Genomic DNA, 25,788 nt, shown 5'->3' on the forward strand with positions numbered 1-25,788 from the left:
AGGCCGCGCGCCTCGAGCGGCAAGTGGCCGGCAATCGTAGACGAGCCCGTGCGAACCTTGGATCGCACGGGCTTTTTTTCGCGCTGTTTCCCCGCGGAGGCCGCGCCGCGCGCGGCGCGAATCACCGCGCGAGCGGGTCCTTCTTGCCGACGTCGACGTACAGCGTGCCGTCGTGCACCATCCGCACCGCACCGCGCGAGACCACGTCGCGGTAGTCGTAGAGATCGAAGCGCACCCGCTGTTTCGTCGTGTCCTCGACGAGAATGCGCATGTTTAGCACGAGGACGTTGAACATCTTCGTATCGCCGCTTTCGAGCCACAGGTAGCTGTTCGGAAGGTTCGCGGGCGGGCGCAGCACGGGCGCGTTCGGCGCCGGGCGGAACGTGAGGCGCAGGCCGTCCGGCTCGACCGTCGCCTGCGACATGTGGCCGACCAGCATGGGCGACGGGAACACCGTGTACTGGTCGAGCACGAGCGCATTGCCGCGCAGCTCGGCGCCGCGACGCTTGAGCGGCGCGAGCGACGACAGCTCGATGCCGAGCGCGCGCAGCAGCTTCGCCTGCGGCACGCCGAGCACCGACACCTGCGTCGGCGTGAACGCGAGATGGCGATCGTCGAGGAGCGACAGCGTGCCCTTCATGTCGGCCGGCAGCCACACGCCGGGCGGCACCTGGTTCCACAGCTTGAGGCCGCCCTGCACGCGCAGCATGTCGCCGTCGGCGCTCAGCTTCAGATCGTTCAGCGAGCGCGGCGAATAGTCGAGCAGATGGCGGTTGAAGAGGTCGGACATCGCGTCCCACGGCGCGAGCACCGAGCCGCTCACGATGCGGATGTCGTACTGATTCGGATCGTCGAGGTCGACGGGCTCGCCCGCGCGTTTCGCGACGAGCTGGACGACGAGATCGTCGACGCGAAAGCCGATGTTGCCGGCGATGTAGAAATCGGCGTTGTGCAGGTGGATCGTGGTCGTGCCGTTCGAGATATGGCGCGGGCCGAAGGCCGTCACGTCGCCGCCCGGCCGCGCGGCCACCTTGCGGAAGTTGGACTGCGGCGCGCCGCCGTGCGGTGCGATCGCGAATGCCTCCCATTGGCGGCGCGCTTCGTTCAGGTTCGACTGCTGCGCGTCGATCAGGCTGTCGTTCATCCGCGCGGACGCGCTGCCGATGCCCGGTGCGGCGGGGCGCGCGACCTGCCGGTACGACGGCATCAGGATCGACAGCGCGCCGCTCGGCTCGAAGTTGAAATAGCCGGCGACGAGCTGCTCGCGGTAGTGATACATGTCGAACACGAACGCGTCGTCCGGCGATGACTCGCGCGGCGGATAGATCACGATGTCCGCGTTCATCGGCATCGTGCGCATGAATTTCACGTCGCCGCCGCGCAGATACATCGCGTGCTTCGGCGCGTTCTCCGGCATCGTGAAGCCCGCCTTCGTGCCGTCGTCGAGCACGAGGTCGAGGCCGGCGGGCGTGAGTTTCAGCGCGATGATGTTGATCTTCAGATGGGGCGGCGGCAGCAGCTTGTCCACGTTCAGCACGAGATCGTTGCCGTTCAGCTTCACGATCGGCGTGTCGATCTTCAGCAGATCCGACACTTGCACTTTCGCGGCCCGCATCACGGGGCCCGCGTCGATGCCCGAGACGTGCACGTCGGTCGGGCGAAAGACGAGCGTCGAGCCGTCGCGAATCTCCAGCTTGCCCCTCAGCGAGAACGGCACCCAGCCGTCTCGCTGCATTTCGCCGCGGATGTCGAGGAAGCCTTCGCCCGCCGTCACGCGCACGTTTCGCAGCGGCGCATTGCGGTAGCCGAAGATGTAGCCGCCGAAGAGCGCGTTGAGCTTCGTATCGTCGAGCGTCACGGTGCCGTGGTGCACGGCGATGTCGAAGCTCGTCGGATCGTCGAAGACGGCGGGTGCGCCGGGACGAGTCGGCACGAGCGTCGCCGACAACTCGTGGACGAGGAAGCCGAGATCGCCGACGATGCGGAAATCGACTTCGCGCAGGAACGCGAGCGTGCCGCTCTGGCCGGAATCGCGCAGCGTGAGCGGGCGTAGCTGGTCGACCTTGATCGACGCGAGCGTCGGCACGGTCCGTGCGATCTGCTGCTCGCGCGCGACGCGATCGGCCTTCGCGCGCTCGATCGCCGTCGACGTCGTGCTGCCGCGATCGGTCTTGGGCGTCGATTCCGCGCATCCCGCGCTCAGAACGGCGAGCGTGACCGCCGTTCCCGCGCACGAGCGCAGGAACCAGCGTGAAGCCGAAATGGCCGTGCACATGGCGCGCCATGCGCCGCGCGTACGGTGAAACGGCGGCGTGCGCTGGGCGCGCTGGACCTGTGTCCGCATCGTTGATGTCTCCCTATCTTTGTCGTGACTGGCGCGCGAGCGCGCGCGTCGGCTGGCGCCGATGTTTGGCGGCAGTGTGGCATAGCCGCGCTAGAGGAGCGGCACCAAACATCGGCCCGGCGTGCTGCGCTGCAAGATGGCGCGTTGCGGCGCGGATGTCGCGATGGCAATGATACGAATCAAACGCTCGTATGAAGCGCGGGCCGTGATCCGTGACGCGAAATCATGTGAAGTGCTTCCGCCGAAGGGATGTCGACCGTGGTGTCCGGGCGAGCCCAGGTGGGCGTTGCGTGCGTCGCTGGTGGCGGCGTGGAGCCGCGTCGCGGCCGGAGAAATGCGTCGCGCGCCGGTATTCGGCTCGCGCGCGGCATATTCGGATCGCAATCGACGCGGGAGCGTTCGGATCGATGCCGGCGCGGGCATGCGGATGTGCGATGCGTCGAGAGGGGGGGCGATGCGATCCCCCATGCGGCGCGCGCCCGTCGGCCGAAGAAGTGCTGCGTCGCCGGGAAGTTGGGAGGCCGATGTCGCTCGCGCGCAAACGGCTTGACGAGCGCGTCTTCGGCAGGCTGTCGGTGCGGGGATGAAGCGGGTGTGAGCGTCGGCGTGAACGCTGGAGCAGCATGTGATGCGGCGAGACGCTTGTTTTTGCCGACGAGGCTGGTGACGCATGGACGCGTGACCACACTCGCGCTGCGCATTGCAATGTCTGGCGCGCCCTTCGAGCTTGCTTCCATGCGTCGGGGCGGTCGAGTTCGCGGGGGCTATTGCCCGAATTCTGGCGTTGCGAAGCGCGCGATGCGGACGATGGATCGCGGGACGTCCTGCGACGAGTCGTCCGTTTCCGAGTCGTGCGCGTCTCGGAACGGGCGGCGCGTCGCGCGCATCGATCGGCAGCGGTGGGGCTGTTGCCTGGTACGTCAGAAGCCACCTGTTGCGGCGGGGCCGACTTTATAGCCGCCGTCCGCCGTCGGTTGAATGCTCACGCCGATGCATCCTGCAAGTGCCGCCAACATGACAATGAGAATGGCCAGTTTCATGAATTTGCTGTTCCTGTTTGTTGTGTTTGGCAGTGCATCGTAGCGCTGCATCGGGATCGTGTTCGCGTGTCCTCGACATGGGCGATTGTGCTCAAGATCGCGCGCGGATCGCTAGAACATCGCCGCAAAAGAAAAACCCGCGTCAGCCATGGCTGACGCGGGTTTGATCTTGGTCGGGGCGAGAGGATTTGAACCTCCGACCACCTGCACCCCATGCAGGTACGCTACCAGGCTGCGCTACGCCCCGAAAGCGTGAAAGTATAACAGACACTTTTCTCAAATAGAACTGCTCGGATGCAAATTCTGTTCGACGCCGGCACGATGCCTATTCGCGCGCGACGCCGTTGCGGATCAATCGCATCGGCACGCGAATCAATGCGTCGATGCGTTTCGCGCCGCGCGCCGCACGATCGCATCTTCCGCGCGTTCCTTCAGAACGCATAGTACGGCCCGGGTCCCGCGGGCGTTGCTCTCCCTTCGATCGCGGTATAGACGCTGCGTCCATAGAAGAACGGCAGCCCCAGATCGACGACGTTGCCGATCGGGCCCGCGAGATCGTCGAACGCGAAGTTGAACGTGGAGAACAGCACTTGCGAGCTTGCGACCTGGAACGTCGTCGCTTTGGTCGGCGTGCCGTTGCCGCTCGTGAGCGTGATGCCGAACGTCTGCGTGCTGCCGGGGCAAAACCACGATCCGCATTGCGGCAGCGAGGCATCCGCGAAGAAGATCCCGTTCGAGCCGCTGTCGAAGAACGTGCGCATGTTCGTGTTGCCGTTGAGCACGCTCGTCACGTAGGCGCCCGAGGAGATCGTCGCGAGCGTCGTCGTCGAGCCGAGTCCGTTGTTCGTCTGCGTGCCGATGCCGAAGACGAGCGAGCCGTTGACCGTCGCCGAGCCTGTTGCCGGGATCGCGGGCAGCACGATCGCCGAGCCGTTGTTGTCGCTCGCGAACGCGCCGACCGGATTCGCGACCTGTTGCGCAATCGGCTGCGACGTGCTCGTGCATGAGCCATCCGTCGCGCATGCGTAATACCAGCCGGACAACGCGCTGTTGGCGCACGCGGGGCCGCAGTCCGTGGTGAAAAGACCGATGCCGAGAATCCCGTTCGCGCGCAGCGTGCCTTGTGTTTGCATCGGCCCGGCGCTTTGCGTGCAATCGGCTGGCGTGTTCGGCGTGCTCGGGTCGGCGATCACCTGGATCGGGATGTTCGCCGCGACTTCGCCTGCGATCTTCACGTCGGCGCGACGCACGGCGCCCCACGTGAAGCCCGTGCCGAACACCGCGCATGCGCCCGTGATCGGCGCGTTCGCGGCCGCCGCGATCGGCAGCGCGACGCTCGGCGGCAGCGCGGCCGCGAGGATGCGCAAGCCCTCCGAGCCGGTGTCGATCTGCACGTTGTCGAGCGTCTGGCAGTCGTTCGTGTTCGGCACGCACACGGTGACGCTCGTCATCAGCATGTTCGCCGCACCCGTCACGCCCGCCGACACCGTGACGGGCTGCACGTTCGCCGCGCTGGACGGCGCGACGCCGTTGCCGTTGCCGTTCGAGTTCGGCGTCGCCGAGCCGCCACCGCCGCCGCCACCGCATGCGGCGAGCATCGCGGCGAGCGCGGCGACGCACCACGCGATCTTGAGGGGCATGGCCGTCTCCTCACCGCAGAGCGTCGATCGACACGCCGGCCGGCACCGCGCCGGGCAGCCACGCGCGGCCGACGTACGCACGCATGCGGCCGCCGGCTTCGACGACGAAGTCGGCTTGCGCGACGCGTCCCGCATGGAGTCCCGCGCGGACGCGCGGATCGGTCGCGACGGCGTGGCCTTGGTAGATCGCGAAGCGCTCGCCGAGCAGCTGCCGCAGGTTCGGCGATGTCGGCCCGTCCCACGTGTACGCGAAAATCTGTCCCGTGCGCGTCGCGTACTCGCGAATCGTCGTGCCGCCCGTGTCGACGTAGCTGCGCATCGTGACGGCGCCGTCGAAGAGCGCGGTCGCCCCTTGCGCGAACATGCGCGCCGACGGGTTCGGGGCGATGCCGCCGAGTTGCGAGTGCGCGGCGACGGGGGCGAGCGCGACGGCGGCGGCGACTGCGACCACGAGAAGGGCATGCGCCGGGCCGCGCCGCGTCGGAGAAGGTGACTGCTTGTTGTTCATGCGACTGCCCTCCGCAGGTGAATACGGCTGGGGTCACTGTCCAATCAATGATAGTGAGTCCCGGCGCGCGCTGAGGCCGAAATTTCGGGTGCCGGATGCTCGTTATCCCTAGGCGGCAATGCGAGTCGCCATGCGCCGCTTCGCCGTCGCGCACGCGGGACGGGCCATGCGCGAGCGAGCGACGCGATGGGCGCATACGAAAGCGCACAAATGAGACCGCGCGCTTTTTGCACGGTCCGCCGCCGGACCGGTAAAATAGAAAGTTGACTCACGGAAAAGTCGCCGTGACCTAGTGGAAGGATTCCCTGAACATGACTGATCTTCGTCTTACCAAGCGGTTCGCAGCACTGCTTGCAACCGGCGTGTTCGTTGCCGGCTGCAGTACGCCGTCGCCTACGAAAATCGACTACAAGAGCGATTCGAAATCGAAGGAGGTGTCGCTCGCGGTGCCGCCCAACATGCTCGACGAGACGCCGGATCAGCGGTCGTTGCCGCCGCAGGGCGGCGCGACGTCGCTTTCCAGCCTGCAGCAGGTGCAGCAGGTCGCGCCGCCCACCGACGCGGTCGCGCCCGTCGTCCCCGGCATGCGCATCCAGCGCGACGGCAGCGAAAGCTGGCTCGTGATCGACGACAAGGCGCCGGCGCAAATCTGGCCCCAGGTGCGCCGCTTCTGGCAGGAGCAGGGCTTCCTGCTCGTCGTCGAGCAGCGCGACAAAGGCGTGATGGAAACCGACTGGAACGAAACGCATCCGCAGATCAACGACGGCCTGATTCGGGGCGTGATCTCGAAAGCGATGGGCAACTCGTACGTCACGGCGGAGCGCAACAAGTACCGCACGCGCCTCGACGCGGCGCCGAACGGCGGCACGTACGTCTTCATCAGCCAGAAGGGGATGCGCGAGGCGCTGACGGGCGCGAACAACGACTCGAGCAAGTGGGAGCCGAAGGCGAACGATCCGGGCCTCGAAACCGAATACCTGAAGCGCCTGATGGCCGTGCTCGCGCAGAACGATGCGCGTGTGAAGGCGGGCGGCGTGCCGATCACCGACGATGCGGCGCCGTCGAAAAGCGCGAAGGCGTCGAGCGGCAAGAGCAAGGATGCCGCGGCGGCGATCGCCGCGCAGAACGTCGCGAGCGCATCCGCATCGCGCGGTCCGGGCGATGCGAGCGCGCTGCCCGACGTGCCGCCCGAAGTGACGCTCGCGGAGCCGTACGATCGCTCGTGGCTGCACGTCGGCCTCGCGCTCGATCGCGCGAATTTCACGGTCGACGATCGCGATCGCACGAAGGGCCTTTATTACGTGCGCTACGTCGATCCGAAGGATCTGAGCGTCGAGGAGCAGGGCTTCTGGAGCCAGCTGTTCCACGGCAAGAAGGAGAAGAAGGCGAAGCAGTACCTCGTCAACGTGAAGGCGATCACCGAGGGCCAGACGCGCGTGGCGATCGTGGACGAGAAGGGCGGTGTCGACGCATCGGCGCCCGCGCGGCAAATCATGTCGCTGCTCGTCAATCAGCTGCGCTGACGTCGAGGCGCGCGGCGTTCGCCGCCGAACCCGCCAAGCCCGCCTTTCGGCGGGCTTTTTTGTGCCCGCGGCCGGCCGTCGATGCGGACTCGAGCGCTTGTCATGCATTCGTCGCGTTACGTAACGTCACCCCGTAACGAATGGAATGAATGCACATTTCTGTCTGGCGTTTGAGGATTAATCGTTAAAAATCAATCGTTTGATGGGTGGCCTTCAGTTGGCACGGAAGCTGCTCTATCTATCGTCAACCAAGCAATCAGGGAGGGCGCCAAGAAAACAGCCTGGCTCGGCTATGCGTGCCTCCCGCCTAGTGTGGATGTCGACGTTTCAGGCAGTCGCCGTTGCCGGCGAAGCTGCCGTACTGGACGACGACCCGTGCGTTCGCGCGGGTCTCGGTGGCCCCGTCGCCTATCCTCGTAGGGCGACGGTTTTGCCCGCGCTTCTCGTGAAGCGCGGGCTATTTTTTTGGGTGGTCGGGCGTGAATGCGCGAAAGCCCGCTCGTGTCGATTCGCGTATGCTGAGCCCTTTGTCACGCAGCAAAGGAGATCTGCATGTCCGAAGTCGCCGTCGTCGCGTTCATCGTCGCCAAGCCGGGCGCGGAAGCAAAACTGTTGGAGCAGCTCGAGGGAATCGTCGGGCCGACGCGCAACGAAGAGGGCGCGCTGCAATACGATCTGCACCGCGATCTCCATGAGCCGCGCCGTTTCATCTTCATCGAGCGTTGGGCCAGCGAGGCGGCGCTCGCCGCCCATGCGCGTTCCGCTCACATCGACGCGTACAAGCGCGCGGCGGCGGACTGGATCGAGAGTTCGGAAATTCGCGTCGCGTCGAAGATCGCGTAGCGAAGAGGGCGGGCCGCGCGTCGCGCGGCCCGATGGGCGCATCGGCGATCAGTGCGATGCGTTCGGGACGTCGAGAATCAGGATGATCGTCCAGTCGGCGTCGCCGTCATGGTGGTATTGCCGCTCAGCGACGATGAACGGCTGCTGCTTGCCCTGCGGACCGAGGAAAAGCACGTCGCCTTCCGTCGGCAGGCATTCGATCGGCGGCAGCGCGAGGAACGCGTCGTCGGAGCCGCGCGGCATCAGTTGCTTGATCTTGCGCGTCGCGGCTTCGGTCCATTCGATGTCGAGTTGGATGTTGCTCATTCAGTCCTCCGCACCGGAGTGCGCACGGTTGGAAAAGTACGGTGCGCGACTTTAGCATAATGCGCTACGCGCTCATTGGGGCGCGCCAATGAAAAAGCCGAACCCGGCATGCCGGATTCGGCTTTCGCGCAAGCGGGGCGTGCCGTGCTTATTGGCCGGCGTCGCTCGCGGGAGCCGCCTTGGCGGCTTTCTTCGCGCCCTTATGAGCCTTCTTCGCGTGATGCTTGTGCTGCTCGTGCATCGGTTTCGCCTCGGCGGCCGGCTCGGCTGCCTGCTGTTGTTGCAGCGCTTGTGCGCGTTGCTCGATTTCTGCAATCTTTGCCGGATCGGTGATCGTCCTGATTTCCGTGCTCTCTTGCGCATGCGCTGCGCCAGCCAGAGCCGACATCGATACCAGGATAGCCATGGTCATCTTCTTCATTGCTTACCTCCGCTAAGTGGTGATGGACCCGAGTGTTGCCGATTTGTCTGGCGTCTGCAATCGAGTGAGGCGAGTTTATCAAAAGTGACGGATCAGTGCATTCGATTGCGTCATGGCGCCTGGTGGCGTGGATCGGGCGCAACAGTGCGGCAACCCGTCATCGCCGCGCCATTCGCGTGCGCAAAATGGGGGGCTGGCGGCATTGGAGCCGCGACGATCGGGCGCGCCGAATGTGCGCCGAATGTCGCATGCGCCGCTAGAACCAGCCGAGACGGCGATACACGTGGAACTGCGCGACACCGACGATTTCGTGCAGCGCCTGCTCCGCGTTGACGAGGTTGGCCGCGCGCGGCAGCCAGCCGAGCTGCGCGTTCCTGCGATTCGCGTAGACAGGCTGCGGCACGATCCCGAATCGGCCGAAATCGAGCAGCGCGCGTTTCATCTGATATGACGAAGTGACGAGAATCAGATCATCGTAATGTTGGGCGCGTAATATGGGAGCAGTGAAACGCGCGTTCTCGTAGGTCGTGTGGCTGCGCTTCTCGCGGATCAGGTCGCCGTTCGCGACGCCGCGCGCGAGCAGATAGGGCGCATACGTGTCCGCTTCCGTGACGCCGCGCACCTGCGGATCGCCGCCCGACACGACGACCGTGCAGCGCTTCGCTGTTCGTTGGCATGCCGAATAAAGTTCGGCTGTCTTGTCGATGCGGGCGAGCGCGTCGCGCGGCGGCAACGCGATGCCGTCGCGGCGCTTGATGCCCGAGCCGAGCATTACGATTGCCGTTTCGCCCGTCATCGCGGGATGCGCGACCGGTCGCACGCCCGATTCGGCGAGCGCGATGAGCGGTGCGGCGAGCCAGCCCGAAGCGATCGACCATAGGAGCAAGATGCCGATCGCGAGTATCGCGGAGGCCCCGCGGTGTTTGCGGCAGAGCAGAAAAACGACGAAGAGAATTCCAAATGAAATAAACAGAATCAATTTGATTGCGGTAAGGTAGTTCTTTGGGAAACGATTGGCGATCTGTCCCTGCTTTGCGCGAACGAAGCATCGGGGAACGGGTCGGAAGGAGTGGAGGGATTATAAGGACCCCTCTTGAGCTGCGTGGCGGTGCCGGCGGGCGAGGAGTCCGCTTGGCGGAGCCGCTCTGCAATGTCGCCGCACTTTAAGAAAGAATCGAGATGGCCACGTATTCCAACGAAGCAGTGCTCGACGCGCTGAGGCGCGTCCAGTACCGTCAGGTTCCGTGGGCGAGGCGTCCGGGTGTGTTCGAATACCTGCGTGCGCTCGGCTTGATGGATACGGTTCGGCAGAAGACTGTCGCGCCCGCGCCCGGTTTCCACGCGCCCGTCGATATCGCCGTTCTGACGGACAATGGTCGAGCCGAATTCGCACGGCTCGAGCGAGACGAGAGGCAGCCCGACTGGGAGGCGCGCCGGATCGAAGATTACGCGCTCAGCGAAGCGAGCGCCGTGTCGATTCTCGAGAGTCGCTTGTAGCGCCGGCTTCGCGCTGCATTTTCCGCACGAAAAAAAGCCCGTATCGCGAGGATACGGGCGGTACCGGGTACATTGCTGCTGCCACGCTGTGCTCATGGCAACGATCAGACTCGGCGCGCGCCGCGCAGTTCCCGGGGGTGCGGATTTTTCCCGTTGTCGCTTCAGGGGTGGTTCGTATAACTCGGCGGACGTTGCGCGTCGTTGCGCGCGCGCGCGTTGCTGGCGATGTCGCCGCGCAGATCGCCGCGCGGCACGTTTGGCCGTGCGCCGCGCGCGGCCGCGCCCGCTTGCGTGCGGGCGGCTTGTTCTCGCTGTCCGTGCTGCTTCGGAGAAAATTGATCGGCGCGCGAAGGAGCGGCGAGCGCCAGCGAAACGACAATGCCGCATGCCGTGAGAAGTGACATGGGTTTCATCGTTGGGAGCTCCCTTTCAAGCCGTCGAACGGCTCGTTCGTATACCGCTACGTTATGCGGGGGAGCGAAGGCGCGCTGTAAATATTAGTAAATAGATGTATCGCCGGATCGCATCGTCAGGAGTCCGTGCGAACGGGTGGCCATGCGCCGCGGCGGGCGCCAAAAATGATTCTGGGCGGCCGATGCCGCCCAGAAATCGAATTCATGCCATCTTGACGGGAGCGCGCCAGGATTCCGGATTGGTCCAGAACGCGCCGCGCAGTCGGTCGCGGCTCGGCGGGGCGGGCGGCTTCACCGCGCTTGCGCCGATGCGTCCGCGCAACGAAATCTGGCGGCCGCTGGAGCCGAGGCGCTTCACCACTTCGGCGAGCGTGCCGTCGGCCTGCCATTCGTCGAAGCGTCGACGGCAAGTCGGCGGCGACGGATAGCGGCCGGGGAGCTTCGACCAGCCTTCGCCCGTCGACAGCACCCAAAGAACGGCGTTCACCACCGAGCGGGCTTCCACGCGGGGACGACCACGGCGTTCACTGCGTGCGGGCTCGGAGCAGAACAGTCCCTCGACCAGCGCCCATTCGTTGTCTCTCAAATCGTCGAACAGCATCATGTCCTCACCTCAGCGAAGCTAACTCCGGTGCGCCGCCCTGCGCTGCGCACTCAATGAGCACTCGATTCAACGAGTGCCGGGTGAAGGCGTCGGCTTCATGGAGCGGCGGATGTTGCGCGATCCGCCGCGAGAAGTTCGAAAGCCCGCAGCCCTGTGCGCCTGCTAATGCAGGAAGCGTGCCATGTTGGCGACGACCGCCCCAAAGCCGCCTGGCAGCGAGCTGACAGCCGCGTCAGCTAGGGGCGTATAAGACGCCAAAATGGCCGTCGAGCAAATAAGGACAATCACCAATCTTGTGCAGTCTGGCCCGTGAGACGTGCGTTTCGGCCGTGTGCTGCACCGCACCGACACACGGCACGGGATCGCGCGGGCACAATACAATTGCGCATCGATGCGTTCGATTGATGAGGGAATCCCATGAATATCACGCTGAGGCAATTGCGCGTGTTCATTGAAGTGGCGCGGCTCAAGAGCTTCAGCCGGGCGGGCGACGAAATCGGCCTCACGCAATCGGCCGTGAGCCGCTCGGTGCGCGAGCTGGAGGGCGAGATCGGGCTCAAGCTGATCGACCGGACGACGCGCGACGTGCAACTAACCGACGTCGGCACGAATCTGATTGCGAGCGTGTCGCGCCTGCTCGGCGACCTCGACGACACGTTGCGCGAAATCCGCGAGATCGGCGAACAGCGTCGCGGGCGCGTGATCGTCGCGGCCAGCCCGACGATCGCGTGCCGGCTGATGCCGCGCGTCGTCGCCGCGTGCGAGCGGCGCTTTCCGTTCGTCGCGCTTGGCCTGCGCGACGACGTGCAGAGCGACGTGCTGCGCAAGGTGAAATCGGGCGAGGTCGATTTCGGCGTCGTGATCGGGCCGCTCGCGACGAGCGATCTGATCAACGAACCCTTGATGACCGACTCGTTCTGCCTGGTCGCGCGCGCCGATCACCCGCTCGCCGCGCGCGAGCGGGTGCCATGGACGGCGCTCGCGGGCGAGCGGCTGGTGCTGCTCGACTATGCGTCGGGCAGCCGGCCGCTGATCGACGCGGCGCTCGCGACTCACCGGGTCGCGGCGGCCGTCGTGCAGGAGCTCGGGCATTCGGCCACGGTGTTCGGCCTCATCGAGGCGGGCGTCGGCGTGAGCGTGCTGCCGTGGCTGTCGTTGCCGCTGCCGGCCGGCTCGTCGCTCGTCGCGCGGCCTCTGACGCCGCGTGCGGAGCGCACCGTCGAGCTCGTGCGGCGGCGCGACCGCTCGCTGTCTCCGGCGGCGGATGCGGTCTGGGGGCTCGTCAAGGAGATGCCGGCGCGCGTCGAGGATATCTGAGCTGAGGGCGCGGCCGCGCGGGCCGGTTCGATGCGTGCCGGCGCGCGGCGGCGCGGCGCTTTTCGCGGCGTTCGGGGCGGGGCGGATCGTCGTTCGAATGGGCGGGCGCGTCGATTGCGAATGCGGCGGGACGCGCGGCCGCGGTCTTTTTTCCGGCCGGCGACGGGACAAAAGATATGTCTTTTGGCGTACGTTCTTTGTCTTTACGCACTGGGTAATTTTGCGTAAGATGGCGCTCAGTCACGCGGTTCCAACGTGGTTCCGCGCTGTTCCGTCCGGTTTGGGTTGGGCTTGAGAGTAGGTTCGCCGCCCCCGGTTCGTGCTCCCATCAATATGACCGATCAGAATCGGGCGAGCGCGTCTTCCGTTCCTTTCGTCTGTTCGATTGATCCGGTTCGTTTGACCACAGGGTCTGACCTAGCTGCATGAATACCCAAGAGGCGAAAATCGTCCTCGAGACTGCTTTGATCTGCGCGCAGGAACCGCTGAAGCTCGGCGATTTGCGCAAGCTCTTTGCCGACGGCGTGTCGGCGGACACAGTCCGAACACTGCTCGAAGATCTGAAACGGGAATGGACGGGGCGCGGCGTCGAACTCGTCGCGCTCGCGTCGGGTTGGCGCTTTCAAAGCACGCCCGCGATGCGCACGTACCTCGACCGGCTGCATCCGGAGAAGCCGCCCAAGTACTCGCGGGCCGTACTGGAAACGCTCGCGATCATCGCGTACCGGCAACCGGTGACGCGTGGCGACATCGAGGAAATCCGCGGCGTCACCGTGAACACGCAAGTCGTCAAGCAGCTCGAGGATCGCGGCTGGATCGAGGTGATCGGCCATCGCGACGTGCCGGGTCGCCCGGCGCTCTACGCGACGACGAAGCAGTTTCTCGACGACCTCGGCCTGAAGGCGCTCGACGATCTGCCGGCGCTCGAGGAGCCGGCCGCGCACCTGGAGGCGAGCCTCCTCGCGCAGCAGGCGATCGACTTTCCCGAGGATGCGCGCGCCGACGGCGACGCGATTGCGGACGTGTCGGTGGCCGATGTCGGTGAGGCGGGCGCGTCGGCGGTGGGAGCGGACGAGGCCGGCGGCGAAGCGGCGCCGGCGGCGCACGTATCCGTTGCGTCGTCCGACGGCGCGGATGGCTCGGCGGCAAGGATTGCCGATCCGGCTGATAATGACGAGCGGGCCGGTGCTGAAGCGAGCGTCGAGGCGACGTGCGTCGCGAGCGAGGCCGAGGCGTCACGCGTCGCGGGCGGCGACGCGTCCGAGCAGGCTGCCGGCCATGCCGACGGCCGAATCGAGTCCGGCGAAGTCGTCGCCGATCCGGCGTCGGCGGACGATGAGGACGCAGCTGCGGCGCGTGATCGCAAGGCGGCGCGCGGCGATGCGCAGGATTCAGCGGACGCCGCCACGGCGCCGCATGCCGAGGCGGCCGAGCGCGCCGTCACGGCGGACGGCGAGCCCGTCGAATCGCCCGTGCCGGCGAACGAATACGCACACGCCGTCGCGCGGTCGGACGCAGTTCCGGCCGGCGCGGCGAACGCAGCAACCCGCGAGGCGGCCGCCGACCCGGCGGCCAACCGAGCGACGAAGGGAGACCAACGCGCGATCGGCGGCATCCCGCACGATGCCGAGCCGGTCCCGGCGCACACGGAGGAGGCGTTGGACGACACGTCCGACAGCCTCGCCGACGCCGTGCGCAGTGCAAGCGAGGCGGCCCCCGAGCGCGAGTTGCAGGACGACGACGAAGCGCCTGCGAAGCGTCGCGCCTGAGGCGCGCGACCGTACCTTAGCCGTGCCCGCGACGGGCGCGAGACCTGACATTTTGAGGTTGTTTTGACTGATACCCACGACATCGATTCGTCCGAATCCGCGCATGCCGTCGCGACGGCGCACGCCGACGGCGCACCCGAGCAGTCCGCTCAGGACGCGGGCGGCGAAGAGCGCCCGCGCCGCGGTCTGCGGCGCGGGCCGCGCAGCCTGATCGCGCGCCGCCGCGCGGCCGCGAAGTCGAAGAGCGCCGACGCCACGGAGGGCGGCGAAGCCGCCGCCGCGGCGACGGACACCGGCGCCGCAGCCGCGAAGGCGCCGGCGCGCGCGCCGCGCAGCAAGGAAGCGGCGGCAAAGGCGCCGCGCAAGCCGGCGGCCGGCAAGCGCGAGGGCGAGGGCGCGGCGGCACGGCAGGGCCCGGCGAAGCGCGGCGCCGCATCGGCTGCGGCTGTCGCGGCATCCGCCGACGCCGGCCAGGACGATCTGTTCGCCTACGTGATTTCGCCCGCGTTCGACGCCGACAACAATGCGTCGGGCGGCGGCGTGCGTGCGCCGATGCTGCGCCGGGGCCGCCAGAACCAGCCGAAGCGCGTGCTGTCGCCGGACGACGACGCGCCGAAGCTGCACAAGGTGCTCGCCGAGGCCGGGATGGGTTCGCGCCGCGAGATGGAGGAATTGATCATCGCCGGCCGCGTGTCGGTGAACGGCGAGCCGGCGCACATCGGGCAGCGGATCATGCCGACCGATCAGGTCCGGATCAACGGCAAGCCGGTCAAGCGCAAGCTGCCGAACAAGCCGCCGCGCGTGTTGCTGTATCACAAGCCGGCGGGCGAGATCGTGAGCCACGCGGACCCGGAGGGGCGCCCGTCGGTGTTCGACCGGCTGCCGCCGATGAAGACCGCGAAATGGCTCGCGGTCGGCCGCCTCGACTTCAACACTGAAGGCCTGCTGATGCTGACGACGTCGGGCGATCTCGCCAACCGTTTCATGCATCCGCGCTATAGCGTCGAGCGCGAGTATGCGGTGCGTGTCGTCGGCGAGCTGTCCGAGGCGTCGCGCCAGAAGCTGCTGCACGGCGTCGAGCTCGACGACGGCCCGGCGAACTTCCTGCGCATCCGCGACGGCGGCGGGGAAGGCACGAATCATTGGTATCACGTCGCGCTCGCCGAAGGGCGCAACCGTGAAGTGCGTCGGATGTTCGAGGCGGTCGGCCTGATGGTGAGCCGCCTGATCCGCACGCGCCACGGCCCGATCCCGCTGCCGCGCGGGCTGAAGCGCGGCCGCTGGGAGGAGCTCGACGAAGCGCAGGTGCGCCGCCTGATGACGACGGTCGGCCTGAAGGCGCCGGCCGAGGAGAAGGGCGGCAAGCGCGGCGGCGCGGCGGAGCGCCGCCAGCCCGACCCGATGCAGACGTCGATGGGCTTCATCAATCGCGAGCCCGTGCTGACGACTCACGGCCAGCTCGATCAGCCGCGTCGCGGTCGGCGCGGCACGGCGGGCGGCGGCTTCAACGCGGGCCTCGGCGGCTACGCCGGCCTGCCGGGCTACGGCGGCGGCAGCGGCAGCGGTGGTGGCGCGCGCCAGGGCGGTCGCGACGTCGACGGCAATCGCGCGTCCTACGGCACGGGCGGCAACAAGCCGCGCGGCGGCGCCGGCAAGGGCGGCCGCAACCCGAACGGCAATCGCGCGGCTGAAGGCGGCGGCCCTCGCGGCGGCCAGCGCACGCCGCAGCGCAATCGTTCGCGCGGCCGCTGATCGTCCGAATCGGCATTCGCAACCGCGCTCGCGCGTTGCGAATGCCCCGCGAAGTCGCCGTTTCGGGCCGATTTTGCGGGCCCAAGCTTTGCGTTCGGGCCAAAAATCGCTATAATCGCCAAGTCGCTGGGCGTACGGATTCGATGTGTAGCTCAGGTGCGACCACCGGTAACAAGATGGGCGTTGCGCCCATTTTTTTTTGCCGAAACGGTTGGGCATCTCGGGTAGCGCTTCCTGCGCCGGCTAAGGCGCGCGTTCAGCGGGTGAATCGCGAGGGGCGGGCGCGGACACCTGAGAGGACACTGTGCAACTGACGGAACTGATAGAAACTACGGTCACGGGGCTCGGCTACGAGCTCGTCGATCTCGAGCGCACCGGGCGCGGCATGGTCTGCGTCTACATCGATCAGCCCGCCGGCATCACGATCGACGATTGCGAGAAGGTCACGCGTCAGCTCCAGCACGTATTGACGGTCGAAAACATCGATTACGAACGGCTCGAGGTCTCGTCACCGGGGCTCGACCGGCCGTTGAAGAAGCTGGCTGACTTCACGCGTTTCGCGGGCAGCGAGGCCGTCATCACCTTGAAAAAGCCGCTGGACGGGCGCAAGACGTACCGGGGCATTCTGCACGCGCCGAACGGCGAGACGATCGGTTTGGAATTTGAGAGGAAGAAGGGCGAGGCGGCCATGCTGGATTTCACGCTGGCAGACATCGACAAAGCCCGCCTGATTCCGCACGTTGACTTTAGGAGCCGCAAACAATGAGTCGCGAAGTGTTGATGTTGGTGGATGCGCTGGCGCGTGAGAAGAACGTCGACAAGGACGTCGTGCTGGGCGCGCTCGAAGCAGCCCTCGCATCGGCTTCCAAGAAGCTGTTCGACGAAGGCGCCGAGATCCGCGTACATATCGATCGCGAGAGCGGCGAACACGAGACGTTCCGTCGCTGGCTCGTCGTGCCCGACGAAGCCGGCCTGCAAGAGCCGGATCGAGAGATCCTGCTGTTCGAGGCGCGCGAGCAGAAGCCCGACATCGAGATCGGCGACTACATCGAGGAACCGGTGCCTTCGATCGAGTTCGGCCGCATCGGCGCGCAGGCCGCGAAGCAGGTGATCCTGCAGAAGGTCCGCGACGCGGAGCGCGAACAGATCCTGAACGACTACCTCGAGCGCGGCGAGAAGATCATGACGGGCACGGTGAAGCGCCTCGACAAGGGCAACTTCATCGTCGAATCGGGCCGCGTCGAGGCGCTTCTGCGCCGCGACCAGCTGATTCCGAAGGAAAACCTGCGCGTCGGCGACCGCGTGCGCGCGTACATCGCGAAAGTCGACCGCACCGCGCGCGGCCCGCAGATCGAGCTGTCGCGCACCGCGCCCGAATTCCTGATGAAGCTCTTCGAGATGGAAGTGCCGGAAATCGAGCAGGGCCTGCTCGAGATCAAGGCGGCCGCCCGCGATCCGGGCGTGCGGGCGAAGATCGGCGTCGTCGCGTACGACAAGCGGATCGATCCGATCGGCACGTGCGTCGGCATCCGCGGCTCGCGTGTGCAGGCCGTGCGCAACGAGCTCGGTGGCGAAAACATCGACATCGTGCTATGGTCGGAGGATCCCGCCCAGTTCGTGATCGGCGCGCTCGCGCCGGCGGCCGTCCAGTCGATCGTCGTCGATGAAGAAAAGCATTCGATGGACGTCGTCGTCGATGAGAACGAGCTGGCCGTCGCGATTGGCCGCAGCGGCCAGAACGTTCGTCTTGCCGGCGAGCTGACAGGCTGGCAGATCAACATCATGACGCCGGACGAATCCGCCCAGAAGCAGAACGAAGAGCGCGACACGCTGCGCGGCCTCTTCATGGCGCGCCTCGACGTCGACGAGGAAGTCGCGGACATCCTGATCGACGAAGGTTTCACGAGCCTCGAAGAGATCGCTTACGTGCCGCTCAACGAAATGCTCGAGATCGAGGCGTTCGACGAGGATACCGTCCACGAGCTGCGCAACCGCGCGCGCGACGCGCTGCTCACGATGGCGATCGCCAACGAGGAGAAGGTCGAGACGGCCGCCCTCGATCTGAAGAGCCTCGACGGCGTGACGCCCGAACTGCTCGCGAAGCTGGCCGAGCATGGCGTGCAGACGCGCGACGATCTCGCGGAGCTTGCCGTCGACGAGCTGGTCGACATGACCGGTACTGACGAGGAAGCCGCGAAGGCGCTGATCATGAAGGCGCGCGAACACTGGTTCCAGTGAGAAATGACCATGGCGCAATGATTTGCTGGCGGCCGGAAGGCCTGACCCGATGCTAACCGCAAGGAATCGGTCCTTGCACTAAGAGGAATGAATGGCGAGTAACAACGTAGCCCAATTTGCCGCGGAACTGAAAATGCCTGCTGGTGTGCTGCTCGAACAGCTGCAGGCGGCGGGCGTCCAGAAAGCGAGCGAGGACGATGCGCTGTCGGAGACGGACAAGGCGCGTCTGCTCGATCATTTGCGCAAGTCGCACGGCGCGACCGATGGCGACAAGCGCAAGATCACGCTGACTCGCCGGCACACGTCGGAGATCAAGCAGGCCGACGCGACGGGTAAGGCTCGCACCATTCAGGTCGAGGTGCGCAAGAAGCGCACGTTCGTCAAGCGCGACGACGTGAGCGAGACGGGCGCCGACCAGGCACAGGCGCAGGCCGACGAGCAGGCGGAAGCCGAACTGAAGCGCCGCGAGGAAGAGGCGCGCCGCGAAGCCGAGCTGCTCGAGAAGCAGGCTCAGGAGCTGCGCGAGCGTCAGGAGCGCCTCGAGCGCGAGGAAGCCGAGCGCCGTGCGCGCGAAGAGGCGGCTGAAGCCGAGCGTCGCCGTGCGGAAGACGAAGCCGCGGCGAAGCACGCGGCGGCTGCCGCGCAGGCCGAAGCAGTGCAGCAGGCCGAGGCCGCGGCCGCCCGCGAGGAAGCGCAGCGTGCGCAAGCCGGGCAGACGACTCAGGACGAAGCGCGCGCGGCCGCCGAGCGCGCCGCGCAACGCGAAGCGGCGAAGAAGGCCGAGGACGCCGCGCGCGAAGCGGCCGACAAGGCGCGCGCCGAGCAGGAAGAGATCCGCAAGCGCCGCGAAGCCGCGGAGGCGGAAGCGCGCGCGATCCGCGAAATGATGAACACTCCGCGCCGCGCGCAGGTGAAGGCGGTCGAGCCGCCGAAGCCCGCGGAGCCGCCGGCTGCGAAGGCGGCCGAGGCGAAGGGCACGCTGCACAAGCCGGCGAAGCCCGCCGGCGCGGCGGCTGCGGCTCGCCCCGCGGCGAAGAAGCCGGCAAGCGGCACGGCGGCGCCCGCCGCCGCCGCGCCCGCGGGCGACCGCAACAAGAAGCCGGGCACCGGCAAGAGCGGCTGGCAGGACGACGCAGCGAAGCGCCGCGGGATCAAGACGCGCGGCGATTCGAGCGGCGGCGTCGATCGCGGCTGGCGCGGCGGCCCGAAGGGGCGCGGCAAGCATCAGGACAACGCGTCGTCGTTCCAGGCGCCGACCGAGCCGATCGTGCGTGAAGTGCATGTGCCGGAGACCATCTCGGTGGCCGATCTCGCGCACAAGATGGCAATCAAGGCGTCGGAAGTCATCAAGATGATGATGAAGATGGGCCAGATGGTCACGATCAACCAGGTGCTGGACCAGGAAACGGCGATGATCGTCGTCGAGGAGCTGGGCCACCGCGCGGTCGCCGCGAAGCTGGACGATCCGGAAGCGCTGCTCGTCGAAGGCGAAACGGGCACCGACGCGGAGCAACTGCCGCGTCCGCCGGTCGTCACGGTGATGGGCCACGTCGACCACGGCAAGACGTCGCTGCTTGACTACATCCGTCGCGCGAAGGTCGCGGCGGGCGAAGCGGGCGGCATCACGCAGCACATCGGCGCATATCACGTCGAAACGCCGCGCGGCGTCGTCACGTTCCTCGATACGCCGGGTCACGAGGCGTTCACGGCGATGCGTGCGCGCGGCGCGAAGGCAACCGACATCGTCGTTCTGGTGGTCGCGGCCGACGACGGCGTGATGCCGCAGACGAAGGAAGCGATCTCGCACGCGAAGGCGGGCGGGGTGCCGATCGTCGTCGCGATCAACAAGATCGACAAGCCGGAAGCGAACCCCGATCGCGTGAAGCAGGAGCTCGTCGCGGAAGGCGTCGTGCCGGAAGAGTACGGCGGCGATTCGCCGTTCGTGCCGGTGTCGGCGAAGACGGGTTCGGGCATCGACGATCTGCTCGAGAACGTGCTGCTGCAAGCGGAAGTGCTTGAGCTGACGGCGCCCGTCGAGGCGCCGGCGAAGGGCATCGTGATCGAAGCGAAGCTCGACAAGGGCAAGGGCCCGGTCGCGACGGTGCTCGTGCAATCCGGCACGCTGAACCGCGGCGACGTCGTGCTCGCCGGGACGGCCTACGGCCGCGTGCGCGCGATGCTCGACGAGAACGGCAAGCCGACGAAGGAAGCCGGCCCGTCGATTCCGGTCGAGATCCAGGGCCTGTCCGAAGTGCCGGGCGCGGGCGAGGAAGTCATCGTGCTGCCGGACGAGCGCAAGGCGCGCGAAATCGCGCTGTTCCGTCAAGGCAAGTTCCGCGACGTCAAGCTCGCGAAGCAGCAGGCGGCGAAGCTCGAAAGCATGCTCGAGCAGATGGGCGAGGGCGAAGTGCAGAACCTGCCGCTCATCATCAAGGCGGACGTGCAGGGCTCGCAGGAAGCGCTCGTGCAGTCGCTGCTCAAGCTGTCGACCGACGAAGTGCGGGTGCAGATCGTGCACAGCGCGGTGGGCGGCATCAGCGAGAGCGACGTCAACCTCGCGACCGCGTCGAAGGCCGTCATCATCGGCTTCAATACGCGTGCGGACGCCCAGGCTCGCAAGCTCGCCGAGGCGAACGGCATCGACATCCGTTACTACAACATCATCTACGACGCAGTGGATGAGGTGAAGGCGGCGATGTCGGGCATGCTCGCGCCGGAGAAGCGCGAAGTCGTGACGGGCATGGTCGAGGTGCGCCAGGTGTTCAAGGTGCCGAAGGTCGGCGCGGTCGCCGGCTGTATGGTCACGGACGGCGTCGTCAAGCGCACGTCGTCGGTGCGCGTGCTGCGCAACAACGTGGTGATCTTCACGGGCGAGCTCGATTCGCTCAAGCGCTTCAAGGACGACGTGAAGGAAGTGAAGCAAGGCTTCGAATGCGGTATGTCGCTCAAGAACTTCAACGATATCGTCGAAGGCGATCAGTTCGAAGTGTTCGAGGTCACGGAAGTCGCGCGTACGCTGTAACGCAGGCGTGACGGCTTGAATGGGCGGGTCGGGCTTGGGCCCGTCCCGCCCATTTTCATGAACGGCGCCGCGCGGCGCGCCGATCAACCGGATGACGGATTAATCATGTCGAAAAAACGCAGTTCTCCCAATCGCAACGTGCAGATCGCCGATCAGATCCAGCGCGATCTGTCGGAGCTCATCATGCGCGAGGTCAAGGACCCGCGCATCGGGATCGTGACGATCCAGTCGGTCGAGCTCACGCCCGATTACGCGCATGCCAAAGTCTATTTCACCGCGCTCACGGGCAATCCGGCGGACACGCAGGAGGCGCTCAACCACGCGGCCGGCCATCTGCACAATCTGCTTTTCAAGCGCCTGCACATTCATACGGTGCCGACGCTGCATTTCCATTACGACCAGACGATCGAGAAGGCCGTCGCGATGTCGCGCCTCATCGACGAGGCGAACGCGACGCGCGCGAAGGACGAATGAACACCGCACGAGCCACTGCGCGCCGACCATGACGACTGTTTCGCCACGCCCCCGGATTCCGCGTCGCGCGCTCGACGGCGTGCTGCTGCTCGACAAGCCGGTCGGGCTCTCGAGCAACGACGCGCTGATGCGCGCGAAGCGCCTGTACCTCGCGAAGAAGGCGGGCCACACGGGCACGCTCGATCCGCTCGCGTCGGGGCTGCTGCCGCTTTGCTTCGGCGAAGCGACGAAGTTCTCGCAGGATCTGCTCGACGCCGACAAGACCTATGAGGCGACGATGCGTCTCGGCGTGCGCACGACGACGGGCGACGCCGAAGGCGACGTGCTCGACACGCGCGATGTGACCTGCGACGAAGCCGCGGTCGTCGCGGCGCTCGCGCGCTTCGTCGGCGACATCGTGCAGGTGCCGCCGATGTACTCGGCGCTCAAGCGCGACGGCAAGCCGCTTTACGAATACGCGCGCGCCGGCCAGACGGTCGAGCGCGAAGGGCGCGCGGTGACGATCCGCTCGCTCGAGTGCCTGTCCTGCGCGCTGCCCGACGTCACGTTTCGCGTGACGTGCAGCAAGGGCACGTACGTGCGCACGCTCGCCGAGGATATCGGCGAAGCGCTCGGCTGCGGCGCGCATCTGACGATGCTGCGGCGCACGGGCGTCGGTTCGCTGTCGCTCGAGCATGCGGTGACGCTCGATGCGCTCGATGCCGCGACGCAGGACGAGCGCGATGCGCGGCTTGCGCCCGTCGATGCGCTGCTGTCGACGTTCCCGCTCGTGGAGCTCGACGCGGCGCTCGCGAAGCGCTTCCTGCACGGCCAGCGCCTGAAGCTTGCCGAACTCGCGGCGCAGCCCGATGCGGACGAAGGCGCACGCGTGCGCGTCTACGACGGCGACGGCCGGCTGCTCGGCGTCGCGCGGGCGGCGGAGGGCGTGCTCGCGCCTGAGCGGCTTGTCGTGACGGGCTCGTAGGCGCGCGCACGCGCGGGCGGCTCGTATGCGCGGGCCGCGCGGAGAGCGGAATCCGCGTTGCGGGGCGCTCGCATTTGGCGGCGGCGTATCAGTCGCCGTGCGAGCCCGCCAATGGAGGCGGATTCTGCACGACGCCAACGCAACGATCCCCGCGCGGATCGCATTTGCATCGCCAGATACGAAAACGCCCGGCTCGAAAGCCGGGCGTTTTGCTTCGCACGCGCGAACGGCGCGGGACGCCGCTCAGTGCGCGGCCGACGCCGCCGCGCTCGAATCGCCGCCGCCCGCGCGCTCGGGCTTCGTGATCCAGATGAGCGCGATGAGCAGCACGAAGATCGCGGCCGAGATGTAGAACAGATCGTTCACGCCCAGTTGCGCGGCCTGCTGCGTCGCGATGTTGTTGATGAGCCCGTGCGCCTGGTCGCGCGTGAGCCCGAGCTGCCCCATCTGCGTGACCGCCTGGTTGAAGGTCGGGTTGTACGGGTTCGCCTGCTCGACGAGCTGCGCGTGGTGGAAGTTGTTCCGATGATCCCACGCGGTCTGGAAGATCGACGTCCCGATGCCGCCGCACATGATCCGCACGAAGTTCGACAGGCCCGACGCCGCCGGAATCCGGTGGCCGGGCAGGCCGGACAGCGTGATCGACACGAGCGGGATGAAGAAGCCCGCCATCGCGATCCCCTGCACGAAGGTCGGCGCCATCAGCGACCACTCGTCGACGCCCGTCGTGTAGCGCGAGCGCATCCAGAAGCACAGCGCGAACGTGAGGAACGCGGCCGTCGCGATGTAGCGCGGGTCGGTGCGCGACAGGAACTTACCCGTGAGCGGCGACAGCAGGATCGCGAAGAAGCCGACGGGCGCCATCACGAGCCCGGCGTCCGTCGCCGTGTAGCCGATCTGCGTCTGCAGCCACAGCGGCAGCAGCACGAGGTTGCCGAAATAGAGCCCGTAGCCGACCGACAGCGCGATCGTGCCGCCCGAGAAATTGCGCATCCGGAACAGCGACAAGTCGACGACCGGATGCTCGGCCGTCAGTTCCCACACGACGAAGAACGCGAATGCGATGAGCGCGGTGAGCGCGAGCACGACGATCGTCGTCGACGCGAACCAGTCGAGATCCTTGCCCTTGTCTAGCATGATCTGCAGCGAGCCGACCCAGATCACGAGCAGCGCGAGCCCGACGCCGTCGATCGGCGCGCGGCGGACCGCCGATTCGCGGCTGCGATAGATCATCCACGTGACGGCCGCGGCGGCGATGCCGACCGGAATGTTCACGTAGAAGATCCACGGCCACGAGTAATTGTCCGAGATCCAGCCGCCGAGAATCGGGCCGGCCACGGGCGCGATCAGCGTCGTCATCGACCAAAGCGCGAGCGCCATCGGCGCTTTCGCGCGCGGATAGCTCGACAGCAGCAGCGCTTGCGACAGCGGGATCATCGGCCCGGCTACCGCGCCCTGCAGCACGCGCGACGCGAGCAGAAACGGCAGCGTCGGCGCGAGGCCGCACAACCACGACGAGATCACGAACAGGATGATCGACGCGAGGAAGAGGCGCACCTGGCCGATACGCTCGGTGAGCCAGCCCGTGAGCGGCACCGAGATCGCGTTCGCGACCGCGAACGACGTGATGACCCAGGTGCCCTGGTCGGACGACACGCCGAGGTCGCCCGAGATCGTCGGGATCGCGACGTTGGCGATCGACGTGTCGAGCACGTTCATGAACACGGCAAGCGATACCGCGATCGTGCCGAGTATGAGCTGTCCGCCCTTAAGCGGAGGAAGAGGAGCTTGGGGCTGTGCCATGCTTCGTGGTCCGGCCGAGGGGCGCTTACATCAGGTTCGACGTGCGGCCGACGGCCTTCGCGGCCGGCGCCGGCGTGGCCGAGACGGCCGACGTGCCGCCGCCCGCATTCGTCGCGATGATGCGCGCGATCTCGGCGTTCGCTTCGTCGCCGTACTTCGCGAACACGTCGGTTTCGTACACGGTGTTCTGCACGTTGCCAAGCTGGTTGCCGCTTTCGTTCTTGATGTCGACGTCGACCTGCATCGACAGGCCGATCCGCAGCGGATGATCCTTCAGCTCCTTCGGATCGAGCTCGACGCGCACGGGCAGGCGCTGGACGACCTTGATCCAGTTGCCCGTCGCGTTCTGCGCGGGCAGCAGCGAGAACGCGGCGCCCGTGCCGGCCGAGAAGCCGACCACCTTGCCGTGGTACTGCACCGACGAGCCGTAGATGTCGGCCGTCAGCTCGACCGGCTGGCCGATCCGCATGTGCTTCAACTGCACTTCCTTGAAGTTCGCGTCGACCCACACCGCGTTGAGCGGCACGACCGACATCAGCGGCGTGCCCGGCGACACGCGCTGGCCGACCTGCACGGAGCGCTTCGCGACGTAGCCCGTGACGGGCGCGGGCAGCGTGTTGCGCGCGTTGTTCAGATACGCGTCGCGAACCTTCGCGGCGGCGGCGAGCACGTTCGGGTGATCGGCGATCGTCGTGTTCGCGGTGAGCGCGCGATTCGACGCGAGCTGCTGCTCGGCGGCGTCGAGCGACGCCTGCGCGGCCTTCACCGCGTCGCGCGCGTGCGAGATCTCTTCCTGCGACACGGCGCCCGTCTGCGCGACGGCGAGCCGGCGACGCAGGTCATCCTGCGCCTTCGACAGATCCGACTGGCGCAGCGAGACCTGGGCGCGGTATTGGTCGTCGTTCACGTAGAGGCCGCGCACCTGGCGCACCGTTTGCGCGAGGTTCGCCTCGGCCTGCTGCAGCGCGACTTGCGAATCGGCCGGATCGAGCACGACGAGCGGGTCGCCCGCCTTCACGGTTTGCGTGTCGTCCGCCTTCACCGCGATCACGGTGCCCGTCACCTGCGGCGTGATCTGCACGACGTTGCCGTTCACGTACGCGTCGTCGGTGGTTTCGTGGAAGCGCGCGACGAGCACGTAATAAAGGCCGTACGCGATCGCGGCGATCGCGATCACCGCGACGAGCAGCGTCATCATTCGCTTGCGCTTGCCGTTGCTCTGCGGCTGCGCGGGCGCTGCGTTTTGTTGAGGGTCGCTCATGGCGAGTTTCTCCGTCTTCTATCTAAAGCGATTAAAGCGATGGTTCGGG

Annotated in this window: 21 protein-coding genes and 1 tRNA gene; 11 read left to right on the plus strand and 11 right to left on the minus strand. The window is 66.8% G+C overall.

Translation table 11 applies throughout. The features are described from left to right. Positions 1 to 121: 121 nt before the first annotated feature. The 4 genes from WS91_RS12595 to WS91_RS12610 form a co-directional block, all read right to left on the minus strand. Positions 122 to 2,275, minus strand: coding sequence for a hypothetical protein (locus WS91_RS12595; protein ID WP_059670361.1), 2,154 nt, complete (start codon positions 2,273 to 2,275; stop codon positions 122 to 124). 1,279 nt (positions 2,276 to 3,554) lie between these two features. Next, a tRNA-Pro gene (locus tag WS91_RS12600) sits at positions 3,555 to 3,631 on the minus strand. A gap of 184 nt (positions 3,632 to 3,815) precedes the next feature. Next, positions 3,816 to 5,024 carry a DUF3443 domain-containing protein gene (locus WS91_RS12605; protein ID WP_059670362.1) on the minus strand — a complete coding sequence of 403 codons (1,209 nt, stop codon included), beginning with the start codon at positions 5,022 to 5,024 and terminating at the stop codon, positions 3,816 to 3,818. Positions 5,025 to 5,034: 10 nt separating this feature from the next. Continuing rightward, positions 5,035 to 5,532 carry a DUF2844 domain-containing protein gene (locus WS91_RS12610; RefSeq protein WP_059583154.1) on the minus strand — a complete coding sequence of 166 codons (498 nt, stop codon included), beginning with the start codon at positions 5,530 to 5,532 and terminating at the stop codon, positions 5,035 to 5,037. Positions 5,533 to 5,843: 311 nt separating this feature from the next. Here WS91_RS12610 and bamC point away from each other — a divergent pair, with 311 nt between their 5' ends. Both bamC and WS91_RS12620 read left to right on the plus strand, forming a co-directional pair. After that, positions 5,844 to 7,055, plus strand: a complete 1,212-nt coding sequence (bamC, locus tag WS91_RS12615; RefSeq protein ID WP_038744503.1) for an outer membrane protein assembly factor BamC — start codon at positions 5,844 to 5,846, stop codon at positions 7,053 to 7,055. Between the two features lie 552 nt (positions 7,056 to 7,607). Beyond that, positions 7,608 to 7,898: a putative quinol monooxygenase gene (locus WS91_RS12620; RefSeq protein WP_038743285.1), complete on the plus strand. Its 291-nt coding sequence runs from the start codon at positions 7,608 to 7,610 to the stop codon at positions 7,896 to 7,898. Between the two features lie 48 nt (positions 7,899 to 7,946). On the opposite strand, the gene WS91_RS12625 is transcribed toward WS91_RS12620, so the two are convergent. The 3 genes from WS91_RS12625 to WS91_RS12635 form a co-directional block, all read right to left on the minus strand. Then, complete coding sequence (locus tag WS91_RS12625; protein WP_038743283.1) at positions 7,947 to 8,204, minus strand: hypothetical protein; 258 nt, start codon at positions 8,202 to 8,204, stop codon at positions 7,947 to 7,949. Positions 8,205 to 8,352: 148 nt separating this feature from the next. Continuing rightward, positions 8,353 to 8,625, minus strand: coding sequence for a hypothetical protein (locus WS91_RS12630; RefSeq protein WP_038743282.1), 273 nt, complete (start codon positions 8,623 to 8,625; stop codon positions 8,353 to 8,355). 256 nt (positions 8,626 to 8,881) lie between these two features. Further along, entirely contained in the window at positions 8,882 to 9,604 is a 723-nt protein-coding gene (locus WS91_RS12635) for a YdcF family protein (RefSeq protein WP_059670363.1), read from the minus strand. 200 nt (positions 9,605 to 9,804) lie between these two features. On the opposite strand from WS91_RS12635, the gene WS91_RS12640 reads away from it, so the two are divergent. After that, on the plus strand, positions 9,805 to 10,122 hold the full coding sequence (locus WS91_RS12640) for a hypothetical protein (RefSeq protein WP_038743279.1): 318 nt from the start codon (positions 9,805 to 9,807) through the stop codon (positions 10,120 to 10,122). Between the two features lie 161 nt (positions 10,123 to 10,283). Here WS91_RS12640 and WS91_RS37310 read toward each other — a convergent pair whose 3' ends face one another. Beyond that, positions 10,284 to 10,535 carry a hypothetical protein gene (locus WS91_RS37310; RefSeq protein WP_038743277.1) on the minus strand — a complete coding sequence of 84 codons (252 nt, stop codon included), beginning with the start codon at positions 10,533 to 10,535 and terminating at the stop codon, positions 10,284 to 10,286. A 202-nt stretch (positions 10,536 to 10,737) separates the two neighbouring features. After that, positions 10,738 to 11,139, minus strand: coding sequence for a transposase (locus tag WS91_RS12650; protein WP_038743276.1), 402 nt, complete (start codon positions 11,137 to 11,139; stop codon positions 10,738 to 10,740). A gap of 417 nt (positions 11,140 to 11,556) precedes the next feature. Here WS91_RS12650 and WS91_RS12655 point away from each other — a divergent pair, with 417 nt between their 5' ends. From WS91_RS12655 to truB, 8 genes are all read left to right on the plus strand, one after another. Continuing rightward, a complete protein-coding gene (locus WS91_RS12655) occupies positions 11,557 to 12,456 on the plus strand; it encodes a LysR family transcriptional regulator (protein ID WP_059670364.1) in 900 nt (299 codons plus the stop codon). Between the two features lie 425 nt (positions 12,457 to 12,881). Beyond that, complete coding sequence (gene scpB / locus WS91_RS12660) at positions 12,882 to 14,225, plus strand: SMC-Scp complex subunit ScpB (RefSeq protein WP_059670365.1); 1,344 nt, start codon at positions 12,882 to 12,884, stop codon at positions 14,223 to 14,225. 63 nt (positions 14,226 to 14,288) lie between these two features. Further along, positions 14,289 to 15,977 (plus strand): 23S rRNA pseudouridine(2605) synthase RluB, encoded by a 1,689-nt coding sequence (gene rluB, locus WS91_RS12665; protein WP_059670366.1) that lies wholly within the window; start codon positions 14,289 to 14,291, stop codon positions 15,975 to 15,977. 304 nt (positions 15,978 to 16,281) lie between these two features. Next, positions 16,282 to 16,743 (plus strand): ribosome maturation factor RimP, encoded by a 462-nt coding sequence (gene rimP, locus WS91_RS12670; protein ID WP_004193908.1) that lies wholly within the window; start codon positions 16,282 to 16,284, stop codon positions 16,741 to 16,743. Further along, positions 16,740 to 18,215 carry a transcription termination factor NusA gene (nusA, locus tag WS91_RS12675; protein WP_038743268.1) on the plus strand — a complete coding sequence of 492 codons (1,476 nt, stop codon included), beginning with the start codon at positions 16,740 to 16,742 and terminating at the stop codon, positions 18,213 to 18,215. Before rimP ends, nusA begins: the two co-directional genes overlap by 4 nt. Positions 18,216 to 18,306: 91 nt before the next feature. Next, a complete protein-coding gene (gene infB, locus WS91_RS12680; RefSeq protein ID WP_059583173.1) occupies positions 18,307 to 21,237 on the plus strand; it encodes a translation initiation factor IF-2 in 2,931 nt (976 codons plus the stop codon). Between the two features lie 105 nt (positions 21,238 to 21,342). Beyond that, positions 21,343 to 21,711 carry a 30S ribosome-binding factor RbfA gene (gene rbfA, locus WS91_RS12685; RefSeq protein WP_038743264.1) on the plus strand — a complete coding sequence of 123 codons (369 nt, stop codon included), beginning with the start codon at positions 21,343 to 21,345 and terminating at the stop codon, positions 21,709 to 21,711. A 55-nt stretch (positions 21,712 to 21,766) separates the two neighbouring features. After that, positions 21,767 to 22,675 carry a tRNA pseudouridine(55) synthase TruB gene (gene truB / locus WS91_RS12690; RefSeq protein ID WP_394335879.1) on the plus strand — a complete coding sequence of 303 codons (909 nt, stop codon included), beginning with the start codon at positions 21,767 to 21,769 and terminating at the stop codon, positions 22,673 to 22,675. Positions 22,676 to 22,918: 243 nt separating this feature from the next. On the opposite strand, the gene WS91_RS12695 is transcribed toward truB, so the two are convergent. Next, complete coding sequence (locus WS91_RS12695) at positions 22,919 to 24,478, minus strand: DHA2 family efflux MFS transporter permease subunit (RefSeq protein ID WP_059575140.1); 1,560 nt, start codon at positions 24,476 to 24,478, stop codon at positions 22,919 to 22,921. Between the two features lie 25 nt (positions 24,479 to 24,503). Then, on the minus strand, positions 24,504 to 25,739 hold the full coding sequence (locus tag WS91_RS12700) for an HlyD family secretion protein (RefSeq protein WP_038743258.1): 1,236 nt from the start codon (positions 25,737 to 25,739) through the stop codon (positions 24,504 to 24,506). Positions 25,740 to 25,788 lie beyond the last annotated feature (49 nt).

It is taken from the genome of Burkholderia sp. MSMB1498, from assembly GCF_001526245.1.
Lineage (GTDB): Bacteria > Pseudomonadota > Gammaproteobacteria > Burkholderiales > Burkholderiaceae > Burkholderia > Burkholderia savannae.

Excerpts from the sequence above, each read along its gene's own strand:
- WS91_RS12650 (WP_038743276.1), bottom strand. The coding sequence starts at position 11,139 with ATGATGCTGTTCGACGATTTGAGAGACAACGAATGGGCGCTGGTCGAG.
- WS91_RS12655 (WP_059670364.1), top strand. The coding sequence starts at position 11,557 with ATGAATATCACGCTGAGGCAATTGCGCGTGTTCATTGAAGTGGCGCGG.
- WS91_RS12640 (WP_038743279.1), top strand. The coding sequence starts at position 9,805 with ATGGCCACGTATTCCAACGAAGCAGTGCTCGACGCGCTGAGGCGCGTC.
- WS91_RS12630 (WP_038743282.1), bottom strand. The coding sequence starts at position 8,625 with ATGAAGAAGATGACCATGGCTATCCTGGTATCGATGTCGGCTCTGGCT.
- bamC (WP_038744503.1), top strand. The coding sequence starts at position 5,844 with ATGACTGATCTTCGTCTTACCAAGCGGTTCGCAGCACTGCTTGCAACC.
- WS91_RS12695 (WP_059575140.1), bottom strand. The coding sequence starts at position 24,478 with ATGGCACAGCCCCAAGCTCCTCTTCCTCCGCTTAAGGGCGGACAGCTC.
- WS91_RS12620 (WP_038743285.1), top strand. The coding sequence starts at position 7,608 with ATGTCCGAAGTCGCCGTCGTCGCGTTCATCGTCGCCAAGCCGGGCGCG.
- WS91_RS12610 (WP_059583154.1), bottom strand. The coding sequence starts at position 5,532 with ATGAACAACAAGCAGTCACCTTCTCCGACGCGGCGCGGCCCGGCGCAT.
- scpB (WP_059670365.1), top strand. The coding sequence starts at position 12,882 with ATGAATACCCAAGAGGCGAAAATCGTCCTCGAGACTGCTTTGATCTGC.
- WS91_RS12700 (WP_038743258.1), bottom strand. The coding sequence starts at position 25,739 with ATGAGCGACCCTCAACAAAACGCAGCGCCCGCGCAGCCGCAGAGCAAC.
- nusA (WP_038743268.1), top strand. The coding sequence starts at position 16,740 with ATGAGTCGCGAAGTGTTGATGTTGGTGGATGCGCTGGCGCGTGAGAAG.
- WS91_RS12595 (WP_059670361.1), bottom strand. The coding sequence starts at position 2,275 with ATGTGCACGGCCATTTCGGCTTCACGCTGGTTCCTGCGCTCGTGCGCG.
- WS91_RS37310 (WP_038743277.1), bottom strand. The coding sequence starts at position 10,535 with ATGAAACCCATGTCACTTCTCACGGCATGCGGCATTGTCGTTTCGCTG.
- rbfA (WP_038743264.1), top strand. The coding sequence starts at position 21,343 with ATGTCGAAAAAACGCAGTTCTCCCAATCGCAACGTGCAGATCGCCGAT.
- WS91_RS12605 (WP_059670362.1), bottom strand. The coding sequence starts at position 5,024 with ATGCCCCTCAAGATCGCGTGGTGCGTCGCCGCGCTCGCCGCGATGCTC.
- WS91_RS12625 (WP_038743283.1), bottom strand. The coding sequence starts at position 8,204 with ATGAGCAACATCCAACTCGACATCGAATGGACCGAAGCCGCGACGCGC.
- infB (WP_059583173.1), top strand. The coding sequence starts at position 18,307 with ATGGCGAGTAACAACGTAGCCCAATTTGCCGCGGAACTGAAAATGCCT.